Here is a 23,260-nt window from a genome sequence, read left to right on the forward strand (position 1 = left end):
CTTTTTTTTAGGCAACTGTTAAAACTTAGATAAGAAATCTATTTTCTAAGTTTGTCGTTGTTGGTAATTGGTTAAGATCATACGTGAAAAGGGACCGACAATCAGCAATTGATAAGGAAGGGCAACAATAAAGTTCAGGCCCCAAGCTTGGAAATACGCACTTAGTGACAACGTCTGGCCTTCCATTAATAAGCCAAATAAAGACATACAAGTCACCATGCCGATAATCATGAGACTCGAAATGGTCAGAATAAGTAATAGCCGTTTTTCTTTATTAAAGGGTAAAGAAAAAGCGATTTTCTTAGCTAAGACACCAACGATGAAAACGTCTAAAATAAAAGCAACGATAAATCCAGGAAGCAAACCTTTTGATAAGGCGTACAATGAAAATTCTCCATGCAATAATAAATTATAGGTGCTCATTCCGAAAACCATCAGAAAGCACATTAACGTAGTAAAAAGCATTCCTTCTTTTTTATTAGTAGGCATTTTTTTCTCCTTTCATTTATTGAGAGTAATGATTGTTCTAGGCAGAAAAGGACAAATTCTCTCGACTTTTACTAGTGTAGCAAAAATAAAAGTTCTTCATAAGTTAGAATTTGCTAAGAATTTGATTCAAATAAAAAGGTGTACTAAGTCAGCAGTACACCTTTTTATTCGTTATTTAGTTTATTTTTGTGTTATTTGTAACGTCCTCTCCAAACCATTTTTGAGAAATTTTACTAAGGGTGCCATCTTTTCGTAACGTTTCAAAGGCAGTATTGATTTTTTGGACTAATTGATTGTCTGATTTGCGGACGCCCACAGCAAAATCTTCATTGTCATAGCCTACATGAGAAATAGTATAGTTTTTTAAATTATCTTCGTGGGAAAGATAGTAGTTGGCGTAAACGCGATCGATTAGGAGTCCGTCAATTCGACCAGATTTTAAATCTAAGAAAGCTTCATTAAAGCCGTCATATAAAATAGGTGTTTGGTCTTTAACAAATTTTTTCAAAACGTCAGGCTGACTTTCGAAGCCATCATAGCCAGAAGAGCCGTTTTGAACCCCTAAAATTTTGCCTTGCATGTCGCTCGCTGTTGCAATGTTTTTTTCTTTTAAAGAAACAAGTACTTGGTCGTTCGTCATGTAAGGTTGTGTGAATTGAACTTTTTCGGCCCGCTCGCTCGTTTTAGTGTAGCCGTTCCAAATAAGATCAATGGTTTGATTTTGTAATTCTGTTTCTTTCATAGACCAATCAATCGGTTGGAAGTCAACGGAAATGCCATAAAGTTTAAAAACCGCTTTGGCTAAGTCGACATCAAAGCCGACAATTTTGCCTGATTTATCTTGAAAACCCATGGGCACAAAGGAGTCATCTAAGCCAATAATAATCCGTTTTTCTTCGTTAATCCGTGTCCATTGATCTTCGTTGCTTTTTCTTTTACCACAACCTGCAAATAGGAGTAAACTACAACAGATAACCAGCAAGGCTAAAGAATATTTCTTTTTCATCATAAACTCCTTTCTATTGGACGGGGGCAACCGTCAAAAGATTGTCTGCAATTTTTTCAGCGAAAGCCATATCGTGGGTCACGACAATCTGTGTCATGCCTTGTTTCCGTAAATCTAAAATAACTTCTTCCACTTGTTGGCGTAAAGCTGGATCTAGCGCGCTCGTTGGTTCATCGTACCCAAGAACTTTTGGCTTCATTGCTAAGGCACGAGCAAGTGCAACTCGTTGTTTTTGTCCACCGGAAAGTTGGTACGGATAGAGTTTTTCTTTACCAGCCAAGCCCAATTTTTCCAGTAATTCTAAAGCTTCTTGCTGACTTTTTGCTTTTTCTTCTTTTAGTACTAATGTAGGTGCTAAGGTAATGTTTTCTAAAACTGATAAGTGAGGGAAAAGTTGGAAATCCTGGAAAACGACCCCAACCACTTGATCGGCATTGTCCATTTCAGCAGGATTGAAAGGAACACCATCCAACAAAAGCTCACCAGAATCAATGGTTTCTAAACCAGCCAAACAACGAAGTAAAGTGGTTTTTCCGCCGCCTGAAGGACCAACAATCGTTAAAATTTTACCATCTGGAATTTCTAAATTTAAGTGATCAATAATGGTCCGGTTGTCAAAATGTTTGGTTAAATTTTTAATAGTTAACATGGTAGAGTCCTCCTATTTATAATATTGATAGAATTTTTCAATTTTCTTAGAAGCAACAGTCAAAATTGCCGTAAAGAGTAAATAAATCACTCCCACTAAAGCTAATGGCACTAATGTAACATCGCGGCTCATCGCAATTTTACCAGCACGTAAAAGATCGCCTAAGCCAAGTACATAAATAAGAGAAGTATCCTTGACCAAATTGATAATTTCATTTCCTACGGAAGGCAGCACGATTTTAACAACTTGTGGCAAAATAATCCGCGTGACTGTTTGAAAACGTGTTAAACGTAAAACCTTAGCAGCTTCATATTGACCTTGGGGAATTGCTTGAATCCCCCCGCGAAAAATTTCAGCAAAGTACGCAGCATAATTTAAAATAAATGCGAATAAGGCTGCATCGTAACGTTCAAAGACAATACCAATTAATGGTAAGCCGTAAAAAACAAAAATTAATTGTAACAATAGCGGAGTGCCGCGCATTAACCAAATGTAGAGGTTAATTAAGTAACGTAAAGGTTTAAACGAACTTTGTAAAATAAAGGCAATGATGATCCCCAGTGGAATCGAGCCAAGGAGTGTAAAGAAAAAGACTTTCAGTGTCATGCCAGCTCCGCTAACTAAAGCAGGTAAAATTTCTAAAATATAATCCATCATTTTTTCCTCCAACAATTTTTATTAAAAAACAAAAAAGCCTCTTGGCTGTGAGCCAAGAGGACGAATCGCGTTCGTGGTGCCACCTCAATTTACTTATCTTTCACAAGATAAGCCTTATGTAGTTGCGTTGACAACTACTCTCTGTTAACGATAGAGTCACCGGTTTTTCTTACTAAAGGATTCAGAAAAACATCTTTTAGGTGTGAGTAAAGAAGAATCCATCTTTTTCTTTCAGCCAATGAAAAAGTCTCTGTAAAGGAAGAGCTAAATTACTATGTCCTAAGCCTTGATTGCAAGTATGAAATTGTTCGAACGGAACAGAAAACCTGTTGCTTTTCTAGCGTATCCCATTAAGCATATGGAAAAGAGGACAACAGACTTGAGCAGTTGAGGCACTCTCTCAGGTTGAAAAGCGCATCTAAAAAAACAAAAAAGTCCTTTGGCTGAATAGCCAAAGGACGAATAATCAATTATCGTGGTTCCACCTTAGTTTATTCGTGTTTCGCAACACGAACCTTATGAAGTTCATAACTTCGCCTGTTAACGAGTGGTCCCGGACTTTCCTACTAAGGGTTCAAAAAGTCAACTCCCAGATGTGGTTCGCTGTTTCTTTACGTCTTTTTCCACCAACCAAAGACTCTCTTCACTAAAGGAAACAGTTACTCTTCTGTTCTCTGTTTTTCAATACTGTACCACCAGAAAAAATATCTGTCAACTCTTATTCTTAAAAAAATATTTTTCTTTCAAAAAGTAAGTGCTGAAAAAGGACAAATGTATGGAAAATCATGTAAAATGTAGGTAAGTTGTTTGAACAGAAGGAGGAGTTTTGGTATGAAACAGAAAAAGTGGTTAATCGGACTTGTTGCACTGGGCTTGGTTTTAGCAGCATGTGGAAGTGGCGGTTCGAAAACGACCTCAAAGGAACCAGCTACACAGAAAATTAACGTCGCATCTGGTGGTGAACTCTCGACATTAGACAGCGCTCATTATACAGATGTCTATAGTTCCGATATGATTGGTCAAGTAGTTGAAGGCTTGTATCGACAAGATAAAAACGGAGATCCTGAGCTAGCTATGGCGAAAGCAGAGCCACAAGTTAGTGAAGACGGGTTAGTCTATACATTCAAGTTACGAGAAGCAAAATGGACAAACGGGGATCCAGTTAAAGCAGGGGATTTTGTATTTGCGTTTAGAAACGTGGTCGATCCAGCGTATGGTTCAAGTAGCAGTAATCAAATGGATATTTTTAAAAATGGGCGTGCGGTGCGGGAAGGACAAGCCACGATGGAAGAATTTGGTGTCAAAGCAATCGATGACCAGACACTAGAACTAACATTGGAAAATCCAATTCCTTATTTAGCCCAAGTCTTAGTTGGAACACCTTTTATGCCTAAAAATGAAGCCTTTGCCAAAGAAAAAGGTACTGCCTATGGGACTTCTGCAGATAATTTTGTTGGCAATGGGCCGTTTGTAATTTCAGGCTGGGATGGCAATTCCGAAACTTGGAAATTGAAGAAGAATGATCATTATTGGGATAAAGAACACGTAAAATTGAATGAAATTGATGTTCAAGTAGTGAAAGAAATTGGCACAGGAGCCAATCTTTTTGATAATGGCGACTTAGATTACACTGTTTTAGCAGATACTTATGCACTTCAGTATAAAGAGTCAAAACAAGCGCATTTTGTACCTAAAGCCATGGTGGGTTATTTAAGCCCCAATCATCGCCGTGAAATTACCGGCAACGAACATGTTCGAAAAGCTTTTTTACAAGCGATTGACAAAGAAACTTTTGCAAAAGAAATTTTAGGAGATGGCTCGACAGCTTTAAATGGTTTTGTACCAGCTAATTTTGCAAAAAATCCAGACACAGGTGAAGATTTCCGCAAAGAAAATGGTGATTTGTTGCCATATAATATTAAAGAAGCCCAAGCTAACTGGACCAAAGCGAAAGAAGAGTTGGGCAAAGATAAAATTGAATTGGAACTAATCTCAGCGGACTCAGCGATTGCCAAGAAAACCATTGAATTTGTTCAAGGGCAATTGCAACAAAATTTACCAGGTTTAACAATCAAATTAAAATCATTGCCTTTGCAAAATCGTTTGGATTTACAAACAGCAGGTAATTACGATTTAGCCTTTGGAACATGGACACCTGACTATGCTGACCCCATTAATTTTTTAGAATTTTATGACTCAAAAAGTGGCTTAAATACTTCTGGTTATAACGATTCAGCGTATGATGCAGGTCTCCAAAAAGTTAGAAAAGATTACGCCAATGAACCTGAAAAACGCTGGAATGAATTACTAAGTTTAGAAAAAACATTAATTGAAAAAGATGCCGGTGTTTTACCCTTATTCCAAGGAGCCATTGGTTACTTGAAATCAGATCGCTTACAAGGTTTGCAAGTATTTTCTTTTGGTCGCACAGTATCCTATCGTTTAGCTTATGTAGAAGAATAAATTGACTTCTGAAAAGTCCTATCTTTTGAAAAAGTCTGCTTTCTGTTTTATCCTTAAAGTAGGAAAATTAACTAAAAAAATCAACTATGAAAGGTAGGTTTTTCAAATGTTTAGCTTTCTATGGGCATTAATTGTCGGAGGAATTATTGGCGCAATTGCTGGCGCAATTTTAGGAAAAGACGTGCCAGGTGGCATTATTGGAAATATTATCGTGGGCTTTTTAGGAAGTTGGGTAGCATCACTCTTGTTGCCTTCTTTAGGACCAGTCATCGGCGGTTTTCCGATTATCTCAGCGTTGCTAGGAGCGATTATCTGTATCGCTATTTACTCTTTTATTGTAAACCGTAAGGCGTAAAATTTTAAAATTAAAAAATACCACCGAGTGTTTCATTCGGTGGTATTTTTGTTTGTTGAAATTATTTAAGATTCTAACATTTCTGCAGGTAATAAAATCGTTTCACGATGGCCATCATCAAAAGCAAAAATTCGCGACGGATATGCCGTAGAATAACTAAATGGTAAGTCGATGGCCATTTCTACTGAACTATTTTCTTGAGAAAAATGGACAGTCACCTTGCCATTATTGTTCAACAAATCAAAGTGAAGTAAGTCGTTTAAAGGGATAACCCCTTTTAGATTTAAGTCAATAATCAACCAAATACTATCAATTAAGCCACTAGGTAAGCTGGAAACAACACCTAATGAAGCATAGCGGCTACGGTCACTATCAAAACGTTCAAACATATGGATGACCTCCTTTTTGTTTACTTACTTTTAGTATACTGCAAATTTAAAAAAAAGAAATTGTTTCGTTTGAAAATATTGCGTAGATTAGCAAAAATTTAATATTCCTCTGTAGCTTCCTAACTTTGCAGGTGTCATCATTTATATAAAGAAATCAAGACATGCAGTAAAAAGAAAATGGGATGTACGTTGTTTCAACGTACACCCCATTTCTAAAACTTAAGAGAATCAGCTGAACAAAAGTGTACTCTTTATTCGGCTAATTCTGGTTCAGTCGTTTCAGCAGCTGTTCCTTCTTCTTCTTCAGGAGCAGTTTGTGCTTCAACAATAGCAACTAGTTGTTCTTCTGGATCAGTTAAAATTTCATAGTCTTTGTGTTCAGGTAAATCAGCGATTGTAAGAGCATCACCAATTTCTAAGTTTGTAATATCTACTTCAATTGATTCTGGCAATTTATCTGGTGTGGCTGCCACTAAAACAGTGTACAAGTTTTGAGCTAAGGTACCCCCAGCTTTCACACCCGCAGATTCACCAATTAATTGAACTTCTGCTTCGACTTCTGTTGTTTCTTTCATATTTACAGATAAGAATTCAACATGAAGCATTTGACCAGTAAAGGTATCTAATTGTGCTTTCGACATTAATGTGTTGATGTTTTTGCCATCAACTGTCATTTTAATAACGGTGTTAGCACCATGTTCGCGTAAAATTTTTGATAAGTCTTTTTCTTCAAAATAGATTGGTGTACTTTCAATTTGGTAACCGTAAACAATGGCAGGTACTTTCCCTTCGTGACGTAGCTGATTTCTTAGTGAACGTGGACGGATAGCTCTTTCTTTAACTTCTAATTGTACTGACATAACCTAATTCCTCCTTGAAATAATGAGTGATTTGGTTAAACTCAGAAACAAAACATAATGGAAAAAAGAAACTCTTTTTTCAGTTGTTCTTGTCTAGAAAAATGCTAACAATAATCAAAAAATCCCCACAAATATTGCCAGGCAACACTCATGGGAATGGTTCATTGTTATCGTTGTTCTCTCCCAGGTCATTACGCTGTTTTTGAGAAACCTTTATTTACTTTACTTATTAACCGTAACACTTATATTTTTATACGTCAAGGAATTACCTTTTTCCACTTTTCATCTTTAACGGATTCCACTATACTTATACCAGAATGGAGCTGAACAATGCGATTAGATAAATTACTAGAAGAACTTCAGTTTGGATCACGCAAAACGGTGAAACGATTAATCAAAGGCAAGCAGGTCACTGTGGATGGCATCGTGACTTTAAATGAAAGCCAAAATGTCGATGCGCAATTACAAATGATTAAAGTAAAAGGACAATTAATTTCGCATAAGACCCATGTGTACTATATGTTGAATAAGCCAAAAGGTGTGGTTAGCGCTGTCTCAGATGCATCTAAAAAAACAGTTATTGATTTGATTGCGCCACAAGACAGACGCCCTGGTCTTTATCCAGTGGGCAGACTCGATGGCGATACGGAAGGGTTACTTCTATTAACAGATAATGGACAATTAGGGTATCAATTAATTCGGCCAAATAAAGAAGTAGCGAAATGTTATGAAGTGAAAGTCAATGGTTTGGTCTCTGCAGAAGATTGTGCTAAATTTAAAGATGGGATTGTTTTGCAAGGAGGCATTCAATGTAAGCCAGCAAAAATAACTGTTCTTGCAGCGACTGAAACGGAGAGTCATGTTTTCCTGACTATTCAAGAAGGAAAATTTCACCAAGTGAAAAAAATGTTTTTATCTGTGGGGAAAAAAGTGACTGCTTTAAAACGTCAAACTATGGGGCCGTTGCGGCTAGATCCGCAATTACCTTTAGGTGCTTATCGTTCATTAACAAGAGAAGAGTTACAATTGCTATTGCCTTATTTTTTTATTGAAAAACAACAAACAAGCAAAGCGTTACCGAGTAATTTGAAAAGAGAAGAGGAACGGAAATGAAAACATTGCTTTTTGATGTTGATGATACATTGTTAGATTTTAAATTGGCTGAAAAGAAGGCGCTCCATGCCTTATTTGAAGAAGAAAATGTACCATTTACATCTGAAGTCGAGTCAACATACCACCGAATTAATCAAGGATTATGGCGTTCATTTGAAGAAGGAAAAATAACAAAAGATGTTCTCCTTGATACACGGTTTGGTTTATTGTTTGACGCGTTTAATCGAGAAGTTGATAGCGTTAGAATGGGAGAAAACTACCGAGAATATTTAAGTCAAGGACATGACTTGCTTGGCAATAGTCAACGTATCTTGGAAAAATTAGCACCCCATTATGATTTATATATTGTGACAAACGGAGTGGCAAAAACACAGTATCGTCGGTTGGAAGATTCGAAATTAATGCCTTATTTTAAAGATATTTTTGTTTCAGAAGAAGTGGGTTATCAAAAACCGATGAAAGAGTATTTTGATTTTGTTTTTGAACGGATTCCTAATTTTAGTAGAGAAAAAACAATGATTATTGGCGATTCTTTGCATTCAGATATTCAAGGAGGCCAACAAGCGAAAATTCAAACTGTTTGGCTCAATCCGACCTCCGCTCCAGCAACACCAACCATTCAACCCAATTATACGATTCAACAGCTAGATGAGTTGTTACCAATTCTTGGGCATTAAAAAACAACATTTCCTGTACAGGAAATGTTGTTTTTTAACTTAAATGTAACCGTAAGCGAACCATATCTTTTAAAGGCAAGCCGTTTTCCGTAATGGGCTCATCATAATGATGGATAAAAAAATCTGGTTCAATATGTGTCATTCGAAAACCGACTTTTTGGTAGAGATATAGCTGTTGAAAGCCTGTGCTCCCAGTCCCAATCTCCAAGTAATCATACTTTTCTTTTTTGGCAAAATCAATGGCAAAATGTAATAACTCTTGTCCGATGCCCCGCCCTCGGCTTTCTTCTGAGACAGCGATGTTTACGATTTCCAATGTCCGTGGGTGAGTCGGCAACAGGACTAAAATTCCTTGAAGTTCTTCAGTCTGATAGTCAAAGCAAATGCCGCGGGTAATGTAATCTTCCACCATTTTTTTTGAGGGATCTGCCTCATAAAGAAGAGCGTAATGCGCAGTTGTAAGTGCTTCTTTTTTGACTTTTTTAATCATAGGTAGGATTCTCCTTTTATTGATAAGTATACTGTAATTGAAAGAAGTGTGGGCAGATTTTTCATAAGAAGATAAAAATCACATGAAAAGTCTTGGAAAAGGTCTGGCATTCTTCAGAGTTTTCATTATAATAGTAAAAGACAATGAAGTTTTTGAAAAGAAAGAGGTTTATACATGAAAGATAGTCAGCCAATTATCATTGGTGTTACTGGCGGATCAGGAAGCGGAAAAACCAGTGTTAGCCGTGCGATTTTTAATAATTTTCCCGATCATTCAATTATGATGTTAGAACAGGATTCTTATTATAAAGATCAGAGCCATTTGAGGTTTGAAGAACGTTTAAATACCAATTATGATCATCCTTTTGCGTTTGATACAGATTTATTGATTCAACATGTTGAACAACTGTTAAATTATCAAGCCATTGAAAAGCCAGTTTATGACTACGTTGCGCATACAAGAAGTACAGAAACGGTGATCCAAGAACCGAAAGAAGTAATTATTCTTGAAGGGATTTTAATTTTAGAAGATCGCCGCTTAAGGGATTTAATGGATATTAAAGTGTATGTGGATACAGATGATGACATCCGTATTATTCGTCGAATCAAGCGTGATATGGAAGAACGTGGCCGTACGTTGGATTCTGTGATTGAACAATATTTGACAGTCGTCAAGCCCATGTATCACCAATTTATTGAACCTACGAAACGTTATGCAGATATCATTGTGCCAGAAGGTGGCGAAAACCACGTCGCTATTGATTTAATTAATACAAAAGTGGATAGTATTTTAACAAAAATGTAATAGTTAGCTTAAATAGCCGTCTCTATATCAGAGTCGACTGTTTAAGCTTTTTTTGACTTTTAAAGGGTGGTTTTATCAAATATTTTAAGGGATAGCTAAAAAGTTGAAAATATTGCAAGAAACAATATGCTATAATTTTTTAAAGGAAAAGGAGGGAAGGGAATCTGAATGATAAAAAGAGGTGAGGTTTTTTATGCGAATCTCTCACCAGTTGTTGGTTCTGAACAAGGTGGGATTCGACCTGTCCTGATTATTCAAAATAACAAAGGTAACTTATTTAGTCCAACGTTGATTGTTGCACCGATTACCCGTAACGTAAGCAAGCGGCTGCAACCAACGCAAGTCCTCATCGAAATTCCCCATAACGAGTGCAGGACGCCATCACTTATTTTGTTAGAACAAATTCGAACATTGGATAAAGAACGAATGCTACACAAGGTTTGTCAACTTTCTCGTGAAGAGATGGAACAGGTCAATCAAGCTTTAAAAGTTAGCGTTGGTATCCGTTAATTTACATATAAAGAAATCGTTTTGGGGAAACGGTTTCTTTTTTTTTGTTGAAATGGTTTCCAAATATTCGTTTTTCTCGTATAGTGAAAGAGGAGGCGATCACATGGATAAAATTCGTTATGGAATTATGAGTACTGCCCAAATTGTCCCAAGATTTGTAGCAGGGCTTCGAGAAAGCGCGCAAGCTGAAGTGCGCGGGATTGCATCAAGGCGTTTAGAGAATGCTCAAAAAATGGCTAAAGAATTAGCGATTCCGGTGGCTTATGGCAGTTATGAAGAGTTATGTAAGGATGAAACAATTGATATTATTTATATTCCCACCTACAATCAAGGACATTACTCAGCAGCTAAGCTTGCGTTATCACAAGGAAAACCCGTCCTACTGGAAAAACCATTTACATTAAATACTGCTGAAGCAGAAGAACTCTTCGCAATCGCACAGGAGCAAGGGGTTTTTCTAATGGAAGCTCAGAAGTCTGTCTTTTTACCAATTACCCAAAAAGTAAAGGCGACAATTCAAGAAGGGAGATTGGGAGAGATTTTATGGGTTCAGTCAGTTACTGCCTATCCCAATGTGGACCATATTCCCTGGTTTTACTCGAGAGAAGCGGGTGGTGGAGCGCTTCATGGCTCAGGAAGTTATCCATTACAATACTTACAATACGTATTAGGGAAAGAGATTCAAACTGTTACGGGAACCGCAACGTATCAGCAAGGGGCGACGGATAGTCAATGTAATTTAGCTTTGAAATTTGCTGAAGGGACGCTGGGAAATATTTTTATTAATGTTGGTTTAAAGATACCTAGTGAAATGACCATCTGTGGGACAAAAGGGCAAATCGTTATTCCTAATTTCTGGAAAACAGATTGTGCTTATTATACAGATGCTCAAGGCAACACTGTCAAATGGTCTGAACAATTCACTAGTGAATTTACCTATGAAATCAATCATGTGAATCAATGTTTACAAGACAAAAAGTTAACTAGCCCCGTAATGACGAAAGAATTAACGATAGCAACCGTTAAAATTGTTGAAAGTTTTTATCAAGAATGGTTCGATAACGAATAATTACCATCACTTGCTATCCAAACTATTCTGTGTTAAAGTGTGTTTTATGCGACGAGTTGACTCAATCAGATAGCTTCGGCTATTCCGTTTTGACGGCTAGTGATTGTCAAACACAACGACACCAGATAGTACGGCTATCAGTTACCGGATTTGTAACGTGTCGGACAGAATACTTTTGTGGAGAAGGTTTCTGTCTATTTATGCAAATAAATAGTGTGGTATCCCTTAACAGTAGTAACTGTTAAGGGATTTTTTTGTATGAAAAGAGAAGTGTTGCACTTTTATAAGTGCAACTTTTTTGTGTTGTGGAACAGATAAAATAACGCTATAGTTTTAAGTGTAAAGGGAAAAGAAAAGAGGTGACAAGGCATGACCGTGTTGTTGTCCAAAAGAGCGATAAATATTTTATTGATGCTTTTGGATTTGGAAGGGAGTATTACCACGCAAGAATTAGCTGAGAACTTTACTGTCAGCGTTCGAACAATTAAGTATGATTTAGAAGATATTCGTGCTTGGTTTGAACAGCACGATGAGACACTTTATTCAAAACGAAATAAGGGAATCTGGCTAGATTTACCTGACTCTAAACGCTTACTGTTAAAAAATGAAATTATCGATGTCGATCGATTTGAAACCTATCCTGATCAAAAAAGACGAGTCAATGTATTGATTTTTCAGTTATTGTCAGTCAAAGGGTACTTAACGGCACAGCAGCTAGCAGATGAATTATTAGTGAGTCGAAACACAATTGTCAGTGATTTGGAACAGGTCGAACGGTTGCTGCAAGCATATGATTTAACCTTAATTCGCCAAGCACGGCAAGGGTTTACAATCAGTGGTGAAGAAAGCAATGTACGCTTACTGATGGAATTTATCACTCAAAAAGAACTTACAGAATACGATATTTACCAAATTATGAACTATGTGACAAAGACAAAAGGGGCTGAAAAAATCCCTAAAATTAAATTTGGGTCAGGGACATTGTTTCAAGGTTGTTATCGTAGTGCATTGAAAAAAATGCGAAATTTAATTAATCCACTCGATCAAAATCAATTTGATTATGCCGAAATATTATCTATTACGTTGAGAGTGGCAATTGCCGCAGCACGTATGCAGATGGCGCATACAATTGGGACTTACCGAGTGTTATCGCAAAAAACACGCTTTGAACAACGGAACGAAGTACCACTTTTACTTTTACAAGAGGTGTTTGAACGGTATGACTTGCCTTTATTAGCGGATGAATATTTTTATATTTATAGTGATTTATTCGGAACCCATCAACGGCAAGATATGGTTCAATTAACAAAGCAAGTGATTGAAAGCGTTTCAAAAGAGCTGAATTATCCTTTTGTAAATGATCGCCAATTATTTACGAACTTGTTTGCACACCTGTCCTTACGTTTTACAAAGAAACATTTATTTATTAATGAATACAATCCGTTTTCTGAAGAAATCAAAGGAAAACACCCAGCGTTATTTTTAGCTATTCAAAGTGCCTGTAAACAATTAATTCAACGTTCTGTTTTGTTAGTCAACGATTCTTTCTGCGCATATATTGCGTTGCATTTTTTGGCAGCTCAGGAACGACAACAGCAGGAAGCTAAAGTTGTTAGGATTGTGTATGTTTGCTCGACGGGCTTAGGTGTGACCAGTTTAATTGAACAAAAAATTTTAGAGGAAGTACCAAACGTTGAACTCGCAGGATTTGCTTCTGTTTTAAATGCAACTGAAGTGATTCAAGCAGAAAAGCCCGATTTGGTATTGAGTATTTTCCCAATTGAAGAAATGACATACCCATTTATTAAAGTTAGTCCATTGTTGACGGACACAGACTTAAGTTTGATTCGGGAAGAGGTCGATAAAATTTTATTAGGGAAACGTCAAGGAAAAGGTACCGCTCGCTCCACGAAATCTGATGTAATTGAAAAAAATGAACGGATACAAAGCCAAGATTTATTAGTAAAAGCGTATATTATTTATGAAGAGTTAAAACGAATGTTTCAAACAAAGTTACTGAGCGAATATCAAGAAGCCTTTTTACTTCACGTTTTATTAATGACACATCGGATTACGTTTAATAAACAATACGAAGAGATTCCTTGTAATAGAGAAGTATCTCATGAACGGCAAGAAGAAATTCGGCAAATTGAATGTTTATTTGCTAAAAATGAGTTACCTGTCAATCATGCTGAAATTTCAGCATTACTTAATTATTTAGAACAACCAAAGGAGGAAGAGGATGGAACTAGCAATGGAAGCACAGGAGATCATTCGACAAAGTGCTGAACCAGAAAAGCTACAATCGATTATCAAACAAACCAGTGCGCGATTAGCAGAAGCACAAATTGAACCAACGGAATTACAGTGGACGATTTTGATTAACCATCTCAATGAGATGCTGAATCGTTCAAGAGAAGGAACGACATTAGCTGGTGTTGATCGGACGTTATTTACGGAACTAACACCAGAAACGTTGAAAATTGCACAAGAAACAACAGAAGCAATTGGTCAGTTATCAGAAGATGAATGGTATGTTTTAGCTGTTCATTTTGAAGTTGCTAAACAAAACAATTAATAGGAGGAAAAGTTATGATTACAGTAGTTATCGCAGATCGTTTAGGAAAAGGACAAAATGTTGCAAAAGGAGTGGAGCAAGCCGGTGGTCGCGCGGTTGTTGTTCCAGGAATGGGCGCTGATATGCGTTTAGGAGATGTGATGCAACAAGAAAAGGCTGATTTAGGCATTTCTTTCTGTGGCAGTGGTGGTGCAGGGGCGTTAACGGCTGCTACTAAATACGGGTATCCCGAAAGACATGGCATGCGATCAATCGAAGAAGGGGTAACAGCAATTAACGATGGGAAAACTGTTCTTGGATTTGGTTTTATGGATCAGGAAGAACTTGGTAAACGAGTAACTGAAGCATTTATTAAGAAACACGGAGCATAGAAAGTAGTAACTTAGAAAGGAGCGGTAATTATGGATGCCACAAAACGGTCAACACAAACCGTGATTGTTTCTGGAAAAGGTAATAAGAAGAATGAAGCTTTTGCAAGTGCATTGAATGATGTTTCAAAAAAAGTATTAAAAGAAACAACAGAGGTCCTCATCCGGATTGAACCGAAAGAAGTAACTATTCGTCAGGCAAAAGAACAAGTTTATACAGAAAAATTTCTGTTCTTCTTCTTTCCTAGAAAGAGAGTGATTTATCATGTCGAACTAGCTGTAGAAGTGGAAATCCAAGCCATTGCAGTCGAAGAAGTTGATTTTTTAACGGAAACAATTAAAGAACCGAACGCAGTAGTAGTTCCGTTTCTTTCAAAAAGAGGCGTATAAAGGGAGGAAGAAGGAATGGAATTTGTAATCATTTTGCTGAAGTCATTGCTTATTGGTGGTTTACTAGGTTTTGCAGCTGGCGCAGGCGCTGCTCGGATGTTTCATGCACCACAAACGCAAGGGTTAGGGGCATTTAGAACATTAGGAGAAATGAACGCGGCACAAGGAGATCCAGCATCACACTTTTCTTTTGGTTTAGGTTTTTTCTTTAATGCTTGGGCTTCGGCCGTCGGAGCAGGGGCCTTTACACAAGATGTGACCCACCGGATTGTGCCTAACTGGGCTGCAGCAATTTTATTGGTAAAGGATAAAGATGTCACTAAAACGATGCATAATCCCAAAAAAATGGGGATTGTCGGGGCCTTTGTAGGAATGGCGACTGTGGCTTTCTTAAATAGTACAGCTGCAGCAATTCCAGAATCGCTACAAGTAACAGCAGTTGCGGTGTTGGTACCTGCAGCAACGATTTTAATCAATACTGTGATGCCTGTTTTATTCTGGCTAGCGGCTTTAGATGCAGGAAAACGGACGGGTTTCTGGGGAACATTGTTTGGCGGATTATCTCAATTAGTCATGGGTAATGCTGTCCCAGGAGTTGTATTAGGGATCTTAATCGGTAAAGGTGTCGATGATTTAGGGTGGACCCGAATGACACGCGGCATGCTTGGTGCCATTATCTTATTATTTATTTTAAGTGGCTTCTTCCGAGGGTTCGACTTAGAAATGATCGAAAGTTTCCGCTTGTCTATTCCTCAATGGTTAAATAATTTACACAATGTCTTCACCGTTAAATAGAAAAAAGGAGGTCTCATAGATGGAACAGCAAGAAAAAAATGAATGGGCACAACAAGAACAAGAAATTCAAGAAGGTTTAAAAGGCAAAAGTTTTTGGTATGCTGATTGGGGCTTTCCCATTTTAGTCGGGATTATGTCAGCGGCAATTTTTGCAGGAACACATATGTATGTAGTTTATGGTGTGGGCGCCTTTAATGAAGTTTCAATTGTTGCGATGCTAAAAGCTGGTTTAGATGGTGGTTCTTATGGCGCTGCCGCAGCATTTGGTGCAAGTTTCCTGTTTGCACGAATTTTAGAAGGTTCTTTAGTCGGGATTTTAGATTTAGGTGGCTCAATTTTAACGGGGATCGGGATTGGCGTACCTGCAATTTTCCTCAGCATGGGTATTAAAGCACCTGTAGAAAACTTTGGCTTAGCACTTTTAACAGGTGCGCTACTAGGGTTAGCAGTTGGTGGCGTAATTGTGTTGATTCGGAAATTTACTATCAATCAAGGAAATTCCACTTTTGGTGCGGATGTGATGATGGGTGCTGGTAATGCCTCAGGACGTTTCTTAGGCCCGTTAATTATTTTGAGTGCGGCGGGTGCTTCGATTCCTATTGGGATTGGTGCCACATTAGGAGCTTTAGGTTTTTACATTTGGAAAAAACCAATCGCTGGGGGCGCAATTTTAGGCGCAATGATTTTTGGTGCAATATTCCCGGTTTCTTTATAATAAGAAAAAGCCTTTTGTTTTGCACTTTCTCTGTCATGAATAAGAATAAGCGTTTACATTATAATGTTACTATGTTATTATAAATGCGAAATAATTATTATTTTTATTAGTTGAACGGAGGAATTAACAAATGAATGGTTTTGTACAGTGGATGGAAGTTAAGTTAATGCCGATTGCGAATAAATTTGGTTCGCAACGCCATATGACAGCGATTAGAAAAGGATTAATTGCAACGATGCCTTTAACAATTGTGGGCTCATTCTTTACAATTTTTCAAAATATTCCAATTGAGGCATACACGAAATTGATTGAACCTTATCAAGCAATTTTAGATATTCCTTCCCGCTATACGATGGGGTTACTTGCACTTTATGCAACATTTGGGATTGCTTCATCATTGGCCAAAAGTTATAAGCTTGACTCTTTGACGTGCGGAATTTTAGCATTAATGGCCTTTTTAGTAACAGCGGCACCACCAACACGTGTCTTTGAAGATGTTGACAACGTCATTACAGCAGGGCGCTATATTAATTTAGCAAATTTAGGTTCAGCTTCTTTATTTGGTGCGATTGTAACAGCGCTGTTATCTGTTGAAATTTATCGCTTCTTTATTGAAAAAGATATTATGATTAAGATGCCAGATGGCGTACCGCCTGAAGTGTCAAATTCATTTATTGCGTTAATTCCAGGAGCAGTTATTCTTTTATTATTCTGGGTTATTCGCCACGTAATTGGTTTTGATTTGAATGGTTTCTTGAGTACGTTATTAATGCCACTTAAAGGTATCCTTGCTGGTAACAGTTTATTTGGCGGCTTACTAACAGTCTTCTTAATCTGTTTCTTCTGGGTTTTAGGGATTCATGGTCCAGCGATTATGGGCCCAGTTATTCGTCCTTTCTGGGATATGTCGATTGCAGAAAACCTTGAAGCTTTTACCAATGGTGCAAACGTTCATCAGTTACCTAATATTTTTACAGAACAGTTTTTACAATGGTTTATCTGGATTGGTGGCGCTGGAACTACGCTTTCTTTAGTTGTTTTAATGATGTTTTCTAAATCAACGTATCTGAAAAGTCTTGGCCGTTTATCGTTCTTACCAGGCTTGTTTAATATTAATGAACCAGTTATTTTCGGAACGCCGATCGTAATGAATCCTATTTTAGGTATTCCGTTTATCGTGGCACCGTTAATTACAACAACGTTATCTTATTTCTTAACAGTCGCTAATATAATTCCGATGATGGCTGCACGCTTAGCGTTTGCAATTCCAGCACCAATTGCTGCTTGGATGAGTACCAATTGGAGTTTCTCGGCCGCAGTATTAGTGATTGTTAACTTCTTAATTACAATGGCTATCTACTATCCATTTTTCAAAGTTTATGAAAAACAACAATTGGATAAAGAAGCAGAAGAATTAGCAGCTGAACAAGCAGCAAAAAATTAAAAAATGTTAGGGCGGGTGTTCTGATATGAATATCCTGCCCCTTCTAAGTCAGAGAAGAAAGTCAGGAGCGTATAAGATGATTATTTGGTTCATTTTCTTTTTTATCGTTAGTCAAATTATTATAGAAAAAGGGCAGTTGCCTACTGTTGTTTATCAATTTGGTTTGGTAAAGACGTTGGTTTTTACGGCAGTTTGTATTACTCTTTCCATGATAATTGGCGGATTTCTAAATCAACCAGTATTGCTCGTTGGCTCTACAACAATCTTGTGTAGCTCGGTGATTGCTTGGAAATTTCGAAATAAATTTGAAAATAGCGGAGTGTGAGAACGAAGATGAAAAGAGCATTAGGTGTATCAGTTTATCCAGATCATAGTGATATCAATCAAGATAAAGCGTATTTAAAAAAAGCCAGCGAATGTGGGTTTACTCGAATTTTTATGAGTATGTTAGAAGTGACCGATGGCAAAGAAGCGATTCAGAAAAAATTTAAAGAATTAATTAGTTATGCGAAAAATTTAGGATTTGAAACAATTTTAGATGTCGTTCCAAGTATCTTTGATGAATTGGAAATTTCATATGATGATTTGACTTTTTTCAGCGAATTAGGAGCTGATGGGATTCGGTTGGATACAGGGTTTGATGGAAATAAAGAAGCCATGTTGACGTTTAATCCATTCGGCGTGGCTATTGAGTTGAATATGAGTAATGATGTCGCTTATCTTGATAACATTTTGACGTATGAAGCGAATCGACCTTTCTTATATGGTTGTCATAACTTTTATCCACAAGCGGGAACTGCATTGCCGTATGATTTCTTTGAAAAATGTAGCATCCGTTTTAAAAAGGAAGGTATTCGGACAGCTGCTTTTATTTCATCACAGGTAGGTGAAATTGGTCCTTGGGATGTGAATGATGGGCTACCTACTTTAGAAATGCATAGACAGTTGCCAGTCACTGTTCAAGCTAAACATTTATTTGCAACAAATTTAATTGATGATGTTGTTATTGGAAATGCTTATGCTTCCAACGAAGAATTAGAAGCATTGGGTCAGTTGAATCGTTATCAAACAGAATTGACCATTGTTTTTGAAGAAGCGACTTCTGAAATTGAAAAAGAAATCGTAACAAAAAATCAACATTTTCGCCGTGGAGATATCACTCAGCAGATGATTCGTTCCACAGAAGTGCGTAAAAAATATAAAAATGAAGCTAATCCCCCACATGATAATCAAGCAATGCTACAACCTGGAGATGTTGTTGTGGGAAATGATGCATTTGGAAAATACAAAAATGAATTACAAGTCGTTTTAGAACCACATCAAGACTCACGCAAAAATCGAGTAGGGCGTATTATAGAAGAAGAACTTGTATTATTAGAATTCATTAAGCCTTGGACAAAATTTAGATTTATAGAAAAGTAGGGAAGAATATGGACTACGATTTACTTATAAAAAATGGACAGACAGTAGATGGTATGCCTGTTGAAATTGCAATTAAAGAGGAAAAAATAGCTGCTGTTGCAGCAACTATTTCAGGTTCTGCAAAAGAAACTATCCACTTAGAACCAGGTACTTATGTATCCGCAGGCTGGATAGATGATCACGTTCATTGTTTTGAAAAAATGGCTCTTTATTATGATTATCCAGATGAAATTGGGGTCAAAAAGGGTGTTACGACAGTGATCGATGCTGGGACAACAGGTGCTGAAAACATTCATGAATTTTATGACTTAGCGCAACAAGCAAAAACAAATGTTTTTGGATTAGTCAATATTTCTAAATGGGGCATCGTTGCTCAGGACGAACTCGCAGATTTAAGTAAAGTACAAGCGAGTTTAGTCAAAAAAGCGATTCAAGAATTACCAGATTTTGTTGTAGGGATTAAAGCCCGTATGAGTAGGACCGTTATTGGCGATAACGGCATTACGCCTTTAGAATTGGCCAAACAGATTCAGCAAGAAAACCAAGAAATTCCCTTAATGGTTCACATTGGATCAGCACCGCCTCATTTAGATGAAATTTTAGCCTTGATGGAAAAAGGGGATGTCCTAACCCATTGTTTTAATGGGAAAGAAAATGGCATCTTAGACCAAGCAACGGATAAAATAAAAGATTTCGCTTGGCAAGCGTACAACAAAGGAGTCGTATTTGATATCGGGCATGGTACGGATAGTTTCAATTTTCACGTAGCTGAAACAGCGTTGCGCGAGGGAATGAAAGCTGCATCAATTAGCACAGATATCTACATCCGTAACCGAGAAAATGGTCCTGTTTATGATTTAGCCACAACGATGGAAAAACTCCGTGTGGTCGGCTATGATTGGCCAGAAATTATTGAAAAGGTAACCAAGGCCCCTGCTGAGAATTTCCATTTAACGCAAAAAGGCACGTTGGAAATAGGTAAAGATGCTGATTTAACGATTTTCACGATTCAAGCAGAAGAAAAAACATTGACTGATTCTAATGGATTGACACGAGTAGCCAAAGAGCAAATTCGCCCAATCAAAACAATTATTGGAGGACAAATCTATGACAATTAGTTACGAAAAATTCCACTTAAAAGAAGTCATCAACGCTTCTGGGAAAATGACCATTCTAGGTGTCTCCAAAGTTTCGGAGGCAGTCCTAGCGGCTCAACGATTCGGCGGCGAACATTTCTTTGAAATGAGTGAACTTAGTGTGCAAACAGGAGCTTTTTTAGCCAAATTGTTGAAGGTAGAAGATGCCCAAATCGTTTCCTCGGCTTCGGCGGGGATTGCCCAATCGGTGGCTGCCTTGATTGGAAAAGGCAGCTTGTACCACGCATATCATCCCTATACAGAAAAGATCGAACAACGGGAGATTGTTTTACCTAAAGGGCACAACGTGGACTACGGCACGCCTGTAGAAGTCATGGTAGCGCAAGGCGGCGGCCAAGTGGTGGAAGCTGGCTACGCCAACATGTGCAGTCCAGAACACGTGGAAATGATGATTTCTGAAAAAACAGCGGCCATTCTATACATCAAAAGCCACCATACCGTGCAAAAAAGTATGCTGACGGTGGCCGAAGCGGCCAAAGTGGCGCAACGCCACAAGGTGCCGCTAATTGTTGACGCGGCAGCAGAAGAAGATCTTTTCAAATACACCGAAGCAGGCGCTGATTTGGTGATTTACAGCGGCGCCAAAGCCATTGAAGGGCCAAGTGCCGGTTTAGTGGTCGGGAAAAAAGAATACATTGACTGGGTGCGCCTACAAGGCAAAGGCATTGGTCGAGCAATGAAAATTGGCAAAGACAATATCTTGGGCTTTACGCAAGCAGTGGAAGAATACTTGGCACATGGCAGTGAATCAGGGGCTTCGATGCAAGAGCGCTTAAAACCGTTTGTTGAAGCCATCAACAACCTGTCAGATTTAACCGCTAAAATCGTCCAAGATGGCGCTGGCCGAGACATTTATCGCGCCAGTGTCAAAGTGGACGGCAGAAAAACCGCCAAGGAAGTCATCCAAGCGTTAAAAGCAGAAAGTCCAGCCATTTATACGCGAGAATATCAAGCCAACAATGGCATCATTGAATTTGACATTCGTTCTGTCAATCAAGAAGAAATGAACAAAATCGTGCAACGATTACAAGAAATTATGGACACAAAGGAGAAATAAGCCATGTCATTAAAACCTAATTATTTAGAAGAACGCATTTGTTTAAACGTCTTAGCCAATTCAGTAGAAAATGCCCAAGCCTGTTATGAAGCAGCAGAAGGGCATGTTGTGTTAGGCGTCCTTTCAAAAAACTATGAAACCGATGAAGCAGCCATTGACGATATGAAAAAATACCAAGCAGCAACCAACAACGCTTTATCTGTCGGCTTAGGGGCTGGCGATCCTAATCAAAGTCAAATGGTGGCTCGCTTATCAGAAGTTCTACAACCGCAACACGTGAACCAAGTCTTCACAGGTGTCGGCGCTTCGCGGGCCTTACTTCGTCAAGACGAAACAGTGATTAATGGCTTGGTTTCACCCACAGGCAAAGTTGGCTATGTCAACATTGCGACAGGTCCGTTAAGCTCGGGTGCGCCAGCGGCGGAAGTGCCTATCGAAACCGCCATCAAATTGTTGAAAGACATGGGGGGCAGTTCCATTAAATATTTCCCGATGAAAGGCTTGGCTCACAAAGAAGAATACCAAGCAGTAGCAGCAGCTTGTGCCAAGTATGACTTTTATTTAGAACCAACAGGGGGCATTGATTTAGAAAACTTTGAAGAAATTGTTCAAATTGCGGTGGATGCCGGCGTTAAAAAAATCATTCCTCATGTCTACAGCTCAATTATCGATCAAGAAACAGGGGACACTAGAACAGAAGACGTGAAAACGTTACTAACCATGATGAAAAACACATTGAATAAGTAGGTGGCAAAGATGAAAATTGCTGCGTTTGGTGAAGTCATGCTTCGTTTCACTCCGCCAGAGTATCTAATGTTAGAACAAACAGAGCAGTTAAGAATGAACTTTGTAGGGACTGGCGTAAATCTCTTAGCAAATTTGGCTCATTTTCAACTAGAAACAGCATTGATTACGAAATTACCCGCCAATCGTCTTGGTGAAGCTGGCAAAGCAGCGTTAAGGAAGTTAGGAATTTCAGATCAATGGGTAGGAGAAAAGGGCGATCATATTGGTAGTTTTTTTGCAGAAATGGGTTATGGAATCCGACCCACACAAGTAACTTATCAAAATCGCCATCAGAGTGCTTTTGGCAGCAGCGAGGCGAAGGACTACGATTTTGAGGCCTTTTTAGCGGAAGTAGGTATGGTGCATATTTGTGGTATTTCGTTAAGTTTAACTGAAAAAACTCGTGATGCTGCTTTGATACTTGCTCAAAAGGCGCATGCCTGTCAAAAGAAAGTTTGTTTTGATTTTAATTATCGACCTAGTTTAAATACAGCAAATAGCGCACTCTTTATGCGTCAACAGTACGAACGCATTTTACCTTATTGTGATATTGTTTTTGGCAGTCGACGTGATTTGGTCGAGCTATTGGGTTTCATTCCGCGAGAAGATTTAGAAGGTGAGGCACAAGAAACTGAACTGATTCAGCGTTTCATGTCTCAATACAATTTGGAATGGTTTGCTGGGACAACGAGAAGTCATTCCCAAAATCAAAACTACTTAAGTGGGTATTTATATACCCAAAATGAGTACCAACAGAGTGAAAAAAGACCGCTTCTTAATCTTGATCGAATTGGTGCTGGTGATGCTTATGCGGCGGGGATTTTATATGGCTATAGCCAAAATTGGTCGTTAGAAAAGGCAGTTACCTTTGCCACAGTCAATGGGGTCCTTGCACATACGATTCAAGGAGATATTCCTTTGACAACGGTCAAACAAGTGAATCACGTTCTTGAGCATCCGAATCTTGATTTAATTCGTTAAAGAAGAAAACCAGAAGAAAAGTCGTGTGTGGCTTTT

The 23,260-nt window shown here is 38.1% G+C and carries 27 protein-coding genes and 2 other annotated features; of the genes, 20 read left to right on the top strand and 7 right to left on the bottom strand.

The window, feature by feature from the left end:
- Nucleotides 1–45: 45 nt before the first annotated feature.
- From IGL13_RS02890 to IGL13_RS02905, 4 genes are all read right to left on the bottom strand, one after another.
- Nucleotides 46–489: a hypothetical protein gene (locus tag IGL13_RS02890; protein ID WP_002355676.1), complete on the bottom strand. Its 444-nt coding sequence runs from the start codon at nucleotides 487–489 to the stop codon at nucleotides 46–48.
- Between the two features lie 175 nt (nucleotides 490–664).
- A complete protein-coding gene (locus tag IGL13_RS02895; RefSeq protein ID WP_002355679.1) occupies nucleotides 665–1,498 on the bottom strand; it encodes an amino acid ABC transporter substrate-binding protein in 834 nt (277 codons plus the stop codon).
- 10 nt (nucleotides 1,499–1,508) lie between these two features.
- On the bottom strand, nucleotides 1,509–2,144 hold the full coding sequence (locus IGL13_RS02900) for an amino acid ABC transporter ATP-binding protein (RefSeq protein ID WP_002358764.1): 636 nt from the start codon (nucleotides 2,142–2,144) through the stop codon (nucleotides 1,509–1,511).
- Between the two features lie 12 nt (nucleotides 2,145–2,156).
- Entirely contained in the window at nucleotides 2,157–2,801 is a 645-nt protein-coding gene (locus IGL13_RS02905) for an amino acid ABC transporter permease (RefSeq protein ID WP_002383057.1), read from the bottom strand.
- Nucleotides 2,802–2,854: 53 nt separating this feature from the next.
- Nucleotides 2,855–3,097 (bottom strand) — a binding site (T-box leader).
- A 155-nt stretch (nucleotides 3,098–3,252) separates the two neighbouring features.
- Nucleotides 3,253–3,485 (bottom strand) — a binding site (T-box leader).
- Between the two features lie 147 nt (nucleotides 3,486–3,632).
- On the opposite strand from IGL13_RS02905, the gene IGL13_RS02910 reads away from it, so the two are divergent.
- Both IGL13_RS02910 and IGL13_RS02915 read left to right on the top strand, forming a co-directional pair.
- The gene (locus tag IGL13_RS02910) at nucleotides 3,633–5,264 is read left to right on the top strand and encodes a peptide ABC transporter substrate-binding protein (RefSeq protein WP_002401462.1); all 1,632 of its coding nucleotides are present in this window, start codon (nucleotides 3,633–3,635) and stop codon (nucleotides 5,262–5,264) included.
- A 106-nt stretch (nucleotides 5,265–5,370) separates the two neighbouring features.
- Nucleotides 5,371–5,619 carry a GlsB/YeaQ/YmgE family stress response membrane protein gene (locus IGL13_RS02915; RefSeq protein ID WP_002355684.1) on the top strand — a complete coding sequence of 83 codons (249 nt, stop codon included), beginning with the start codon at nucleotides 5,371–5,373 and terminating at the stop codon, nucleotides 5,617–5,619.
- A gap of 65 nt (nucleotides 5,620–5,684) precedes the next feature.
- Here IGL13_RS02915 and IGL13_RS02920 read toward each other — a convergent pair whose 3' ends face one another.
- Together IGL13_RS02920 and IGL13_RS02925 are read right to left on the bottom strand one after the other, a co-directional pair.
- Nucleotides 5,685–6,008: a DUF960 domain-containing protein gene (locus IGL13_RS02920; protein ID WP_002355697.1), complete on the bottom strand. Its 324-nt coding sequence runs from the start codon at nucleotides 6,006–6,008 to the stop codon at nucleotides 5,685–5,687.
- Between the two features lie 251 nt (nucleotides 6,009–6,259).
- On the bottom strand, nucleotides 6,260–6,868 hold the full coding sequence (locus IGL13_RS02925) for a 50S ribosomal protein L25/general stress protein Ctc (RefSeq protein ID WP_002358773.1): 609 nt from the start codon (nucleotides 6,866–6,868) through the stop codon (nucleotides 6,260–6,262).
- Nucleotides 6,869–7,198: 330 nt separating this feature from the next.
- Between IGL13_RS02925 and IGL13_RS02930 the strand changes: the two genes are divergently transcribed.
- Together IGL13_RS02930 and IGL13_RS02935 are read left to right on the top strand one after the other, a co-directional pair.
- A complete protein-coding gene (locus tag IGL13_RS02930; RefSeq protein WP_002361308.1) occupies nucleotides 7,199–7,981 on the top strand; it encodes a pseudouridine synthase in 783 nt (260 codons plus the stop codon).
- Nucleotides 7,978–8,658, top strand: a complete 681-nt coding sequence (locus IGL13_RS02935; RefSeq protein WP_002378056.1) for a YjjG family noncanonical pyrimidine nucleotidase — start codon at nucleotides 7,978–7,980, stop codon at nucleotides 8,656–8,658. The genes IGL13_RS02930 and IGL13_RS02935 overlap by 4 nt, the downstream gene beginning before the upstream one ends.
- Nucleotides 8,659–8,692: 34 nt before the next feature.
- On the opposite strand, the gene IGL13_RS02940 is transcribed toward IGL13_RS02935, so the two are convergent.
- Complete coding sequence (locus tag IGL13_RS02940; RefSeq protein ID WP_002378057.1) at nucleotides 8,693–9,148, bottom strand: GNAT family N-acetyltransferase; 456 nt, start codon at nucleotides 9,146–9,148, stop codon at nucleotides 8,693–8,695.
- Nucleotides 9,149–9,322: 174 nt separating this feature from the next.
- On the opposite strand from IGL13_RS02940, the gene udk reads away from it, so the two are divergent.
- The 16 genes from udk (at nucleotide 9,323) to IGL13_RS03020 (ending at nucleotide 23,224) form a co-directional block, all read left to right on the top strand.
- Nucleotides 9,323–9,952, top strand: coding sequence for a uridine kinase (gene udk / locus IGL13_RS02945; RefSeq protein ID WP_002378058.1), 630 nt, complete (start codon nucleotides 9,323–9,325; stop codon nucleotides 9,950–9,952).
- Between the two features lie 168 nt (nucleotides 9,953–10,120).
- Nucleotides 10,121–10,462, top strand: coding sequence for a type II toxin-antitoxin system PemK/MazF family toxin (locus IGL13_RS02950; protein ID WP_002355703.1), 342 nt, complete (start codon nucleotides 10,121–10,123; stop codon nucleotides 10,460–10,462).
- Between the two features lie 103 nt (nucleotides 10,463–10,565).
- Complete coding sequence (locus IGL13_RS02955; protein ID WP_002364750.1) at nucleotides 10,566–11,531, top strand: Gfo/Idh/MocA family protein; 966 nt, start codon at nucleotides 10,566–10,568, stop codon at nucleotides 11,529–11,531.
- Nucleotides 11,532–11,900: 369 nt separating this feature from the next.
- Complete coding sequence (locus tag IGL13_RS02960) at nucleotides 11,901–13,820, top strand: BglG family transcription antiterminator (protein ID WP_002388793.1); 1,920 nt, start codon at nucleotides 11,901–11,903, stop codon at nucleotides 13,818–13,820.
- Nucleotides 13,786–14,109 carry a PRD domain-containing protein gene (locus IGL13_RS02965; RefSeq protein WP_002386165.1) on the top strand — a complete coding sequence of 108 codons (324 nt, stop codon included), beginning with the start codon at nucleotides 13,786–13,788 and terminating at the stop codon, nucleotides 14,107–14,109. Before IGL13_RS02960 ends, IGL13_RS02965 begins: the two co-directional genes overlap by 35 nt.
- A gap of 14 nt (nucleotides 14,110–14,123) precedes the next feature.
- Nucleotides 14,124–14,480, top strand: coding sequence for a glycine-rich SFCGS family protein (locus tag IGL13_RS02970; protein WP_002355707.1), 357 nt, complete (start codon nucleotides 14,124–14,126; stop codon nucleotides 14,478–14,480).
- Between the two features lie 30 nt (nucleotides 14,481–14,510).
- A complete protein-coding gene (locus tag IGL13_RS02975) occupies nucleotides 14,511–14,867 on the top strand; it encodes a DUF4312 family protein (protein WP_002355708.1) in 357 nt (118 codons plus the stop codon).
- Between the two features lie 15 nt (nucleotides 14,868–14,882).
- A complete protein-coding gene (locus IGL13_RS02980) occupies nucleotides 14,883–15,662 on the top strand; it encodes a DUF4311 domain-containing protein (RefSeq protein ID WP_002355709.1) in 780 nt (259 codons plus the stop codon).
- A 19-nt stretch (nucleotides 15,663–15,681) separates the two neighbouring features.
- Nucleotides 15,682–16,377 (top strand): DUF4310 family protein, encoded by a 696-nt coding sequence (locus tag IGL13_RS02985; protein WP_002361314.1) that lies wholly within the window; start codon nucleotides 15,682–15,684, stop codon nucleotides 16,375–16,377.
- Nucleotides 16,378–16,507: 130 nt separating this feature from the next.
- Nucleotides 16,508–17,821, top strand: a complete 1,314-nt coding sequence (locus IGL13_RS02990) for a PTS sugar transporter subunit IIC (RefSeq protein WP_002358780.1) — start codon at nucleotides 16,508–16,510, stop codon at nucleotides 17,819–17,821.
- A gap of 25 nt (nucleotides 17,822–17,846) precedes the next feature.
- Nucleotides 17,847–18,146: a hypothetical protein gene (locus tag IGL13_RS02995; protein ID WP_002363233.1), complete on the top strand. Its 300-nt coding sequence runs from the start codon at nucleotides 17,847–17,849 to the stop codon at nucleotides 18,144–18,146.
- An 8-nt stretch (nucleotides 18,147–18,154) separates the two neighbouring features.
- Entirely contained in the window at nucleotides 18,155–19,243 is a 1,089-nt protein-coding gene (locus IGL13_RS03000) for a DUF871 domain-containing protein (protein WP_194180203.1), read from the top strand.
- Between the two features lie 8 nt (nucleotides 19,244–19,251).
- Entirely contained in the window at nucleotides 19,252–20,361 is a 1,110-nt protein-coding gene (locus IGL13_RS03005; RefSeq protein WP_002355715.1) for an amidohydrolase/deacetylase family metallohydrolase, read from the top strand.
- Nucleotides 20,351–21,457, top strand: coding sequence for a DgaE family pyridoxal phosphate-dependent ammonia lyase (locus tag IGL13_RS03010; protein WP_194180202.1), 1,107 nt, complete (start codon nucleotides 20,351–20,353; stop codon nucleotides 21,455–21,457). The genes IGL13_RS03005 and IGL13_RS03010 overlap by 11 nt, the downstream gene beginning before the upstream one ends.
- Nucleotides 21,458–21,460: 3 nt before the next feature.
- Nucleotides 21,461–22,204: a 2-dehydro-3-deoxy-phosphogluconate aldolase gene (gene dagF, locus IGL13_RS03015; protein ID WP_002361094.1), complete on the top strand. Its 744-nt coding sequence runs from the start codon at nucleotides 21,461–21,463 to the stop codon at nucleotides 22,202–22,204.
- 9 nt (nucleotides 22,205–22,213) lie between these two features.
- Complete coding sequence (locus IGL13_RS03020) at nucleotides 22,214–23,224, top strand: sugar kinase (RefSeq protein ID WP_430604621.1); 1,011 nt, start codon at nucleotides 22,214–22,216, stop codon at nucleotides 23,222–23,224.
- Nucleotides 23,225–23,260 lie beyond the last annotated feature (36 nt).

The organism is Enterococcus sp. DIV1937, assembly GCF_050535975.1.
Lineage (GTDB): Bacteria > Bacillota > Bacilli > Lactobacillales > Enterococcaceae > Enterococcus > Enterococcus faecalis.

Excerpts from the sequence above, each read along its gene's own strand:
- IGL13_RS03020 (WP_430604621.1), top strand. The coding sequence starts at position 22,214 with ATGAAAATTGCTGCGTTTGGTGAAGTCATGCTTCGTTTCACTCCGCCA.
- IGL13_RS02915 (WP_002355684.1), top strand. The coding sequence starts at position 5,371 with ATGTTTAGCTTTCTATGGGCATTAATTGTCGGAGGAATTATTGGCGCA.
- IGL13_RS02970 (WP_002355707.1), top strand. The coding sequence starts at position 14,124 with ATGATTACAGTAGTTATCGCAGATCGTTTAGGAAAAGGACAAAATGTT.
- IGL13_RS02900 (WP_002358764.1), bottom strand. The coding sequence starts at position 2,144 with ATGTTAACTATTAAAAATTTAACCAAACATTTTGACAACCGGACCATT.
- IGL13_RS02930 (WP_002361308.1), top strand. The coding sequence starts at position 7,199 with ATGCGATTAGATAAATTACTAGAAGAACTTCAGTTTGGATCACGCAAA.
- IGL13_RS03005 (WP_002355715.1), top strand. The coding sequence starts at position 19,252 with ATGGACTACGATTTACTTATAAAAAATGGACAGACAGTAGATGGTATG.
- dagF (WP_002361094.1), top strand. The coding sequence starts at position 21,461 with ATGTCATTAAAACCTAATTATTTAGAAGAACGCATTTGTTTAAACGTC.
- IGL13_RS02980 (WP_002355709.1), top strand. The coding sequence starts at position 14,883 with ATGGAATTTGTAATCATTTTGCTGAAGTCATTGCTTATTGGTGGTTTA.
- IGL13_RS02920 (WP_002355697.1), bottom strand. The coding sequence starts at position 6,008 with ATGTTTGAACGTTTTGATAGTGACCGTAGCCGCTATGCTTCATTAGGT.
- udk (WP_002378058.1), top strand. The coding sequence starts at position 9,323 with ATGAAAGATAGTCAGCCAATTATCATTGGTGTTACTGGCGGATCAGGA.
- IGL13_RS02925 (WP_002358773.1), bottom strand. The coding sequence starts at position 6,868 with ATGTCAGTACAATTAGAAGTTAAAGAAAGAGCTATCCGTCCACGTTCA.
- IGL13_RS02975 (WP_002355708.1), top strand. The coding sequence starts at position 14,511 with ATGGATGCCACAAAACGGTCAACACAAACCGTGATTGTTTCTGGAAAA.
- IGL13_RS02995 (WP_002363233.1), top strand. The coding sequence starts at position 17,847 with ATGAATATCCTGCCCCTTCTAAGTCAGAGAAGAAAGTCAGGAGCGTAT.
- IGL13_RS03000 (WP_194180203.1), top strand. The coding sequence starts at position 18,155 with ATGAAAAGAGCATTAGGTGTATCAGTTTATCCAGATCATAGTGATATC.
- IGL13_RS02935 (WP_002378056.1), top strand. The coding sequence starts at position 7,978 with ATGAAAACATTGCTTTTTGATGTTGATGATACATTGTTAGATTTTAAA.
- IGL13_RS03010 (WP_194180202.1), top strand. The coding sequence starts at position 20,351 with ATGACAATTAGTTACGAAAAATTCCACTTAAAAGAAGTCATCAACGCT.
- IGL13_RS02905 (WP_002383057.1), bottom strand. The coding sequence starts at position 2,801 with ATGATGGATTATATTTTAGAAATTTTACCTGCTTTAGTTAGCGGAGCT.
- IGL13_RS02910 (WP_002401462.1), top strand. The coding sequence starts at position 3,633 with ATGAAACAGAAAAAGTGGTTAATCGGACTTGTTGCACTGGGCTTGGTT.
- IGL13_RS02990 (WP_002358780.1), top strand. The coding sequence starts at position 16,508 with ATGAATGGTTTTGTACAGTGGATGGAAGTTAAGTTAATGCCGATTGCG.
- IGL13_RS02890 (WP_002355676.1), bottom strand. The coding sequence starts at position 489 with ATGCCTACTAATAAAAAAGAAGGAATGCTTTTTACTACGTTAATGTGC.
- IGL13_RS02955 (WP_002364750.1), top strand. The coding sequence starts at position 10,566 with ATGGATAAAATTCGTTATGGAATTATGAGTACTGCCCAAATTGTCCCA.
- IGL13_RS02985 (WP_002361314.1), top strand. The coding sequence starts at position 15,682 with ATGGAACAGCAAGAAAAAAATGAATGGGCACAACAAGAACAAGAAATT.
- IGL13_RS02940 (WP_002378057.1), bottom strand. The coding sequence starts at position 9,148 with ATGATTAAAAAAGTCAAAAAAGAAGCACTTACAACTGCGCATTACGCT.
- IGL13_RS02960 (WP_002388793.1), top strand. The coding sequence starts at position 11,901 with ATGACCGTGTTGTTGTCCAAAAGAGCGATAAATATTTTATTGATGCTT.
- IGL13_RS02895 (WP_002355679.1), bottom strand. The coding sequence starts at position 1,498 with ATGATGAAAAAGAAATATTCTTTAGCCTTGCTGGTTATCTGTTGTAGT.
- IGL13_RS02950 (WP_002355703.1), top strand. The coding sequence starts at position 10,121 with ATGATAAAAAGAGGTGAGGTTTTTTATGCGAATCTCTCACCAGTTGTT.
- IGL13_RS02965 (WP_002386165.1), top strand. The coding sequence starts at position 13,786 with ATGGAAGCACAGGAGATCATTCGACAAAGTGCTGAACCAGAAAAGCTA.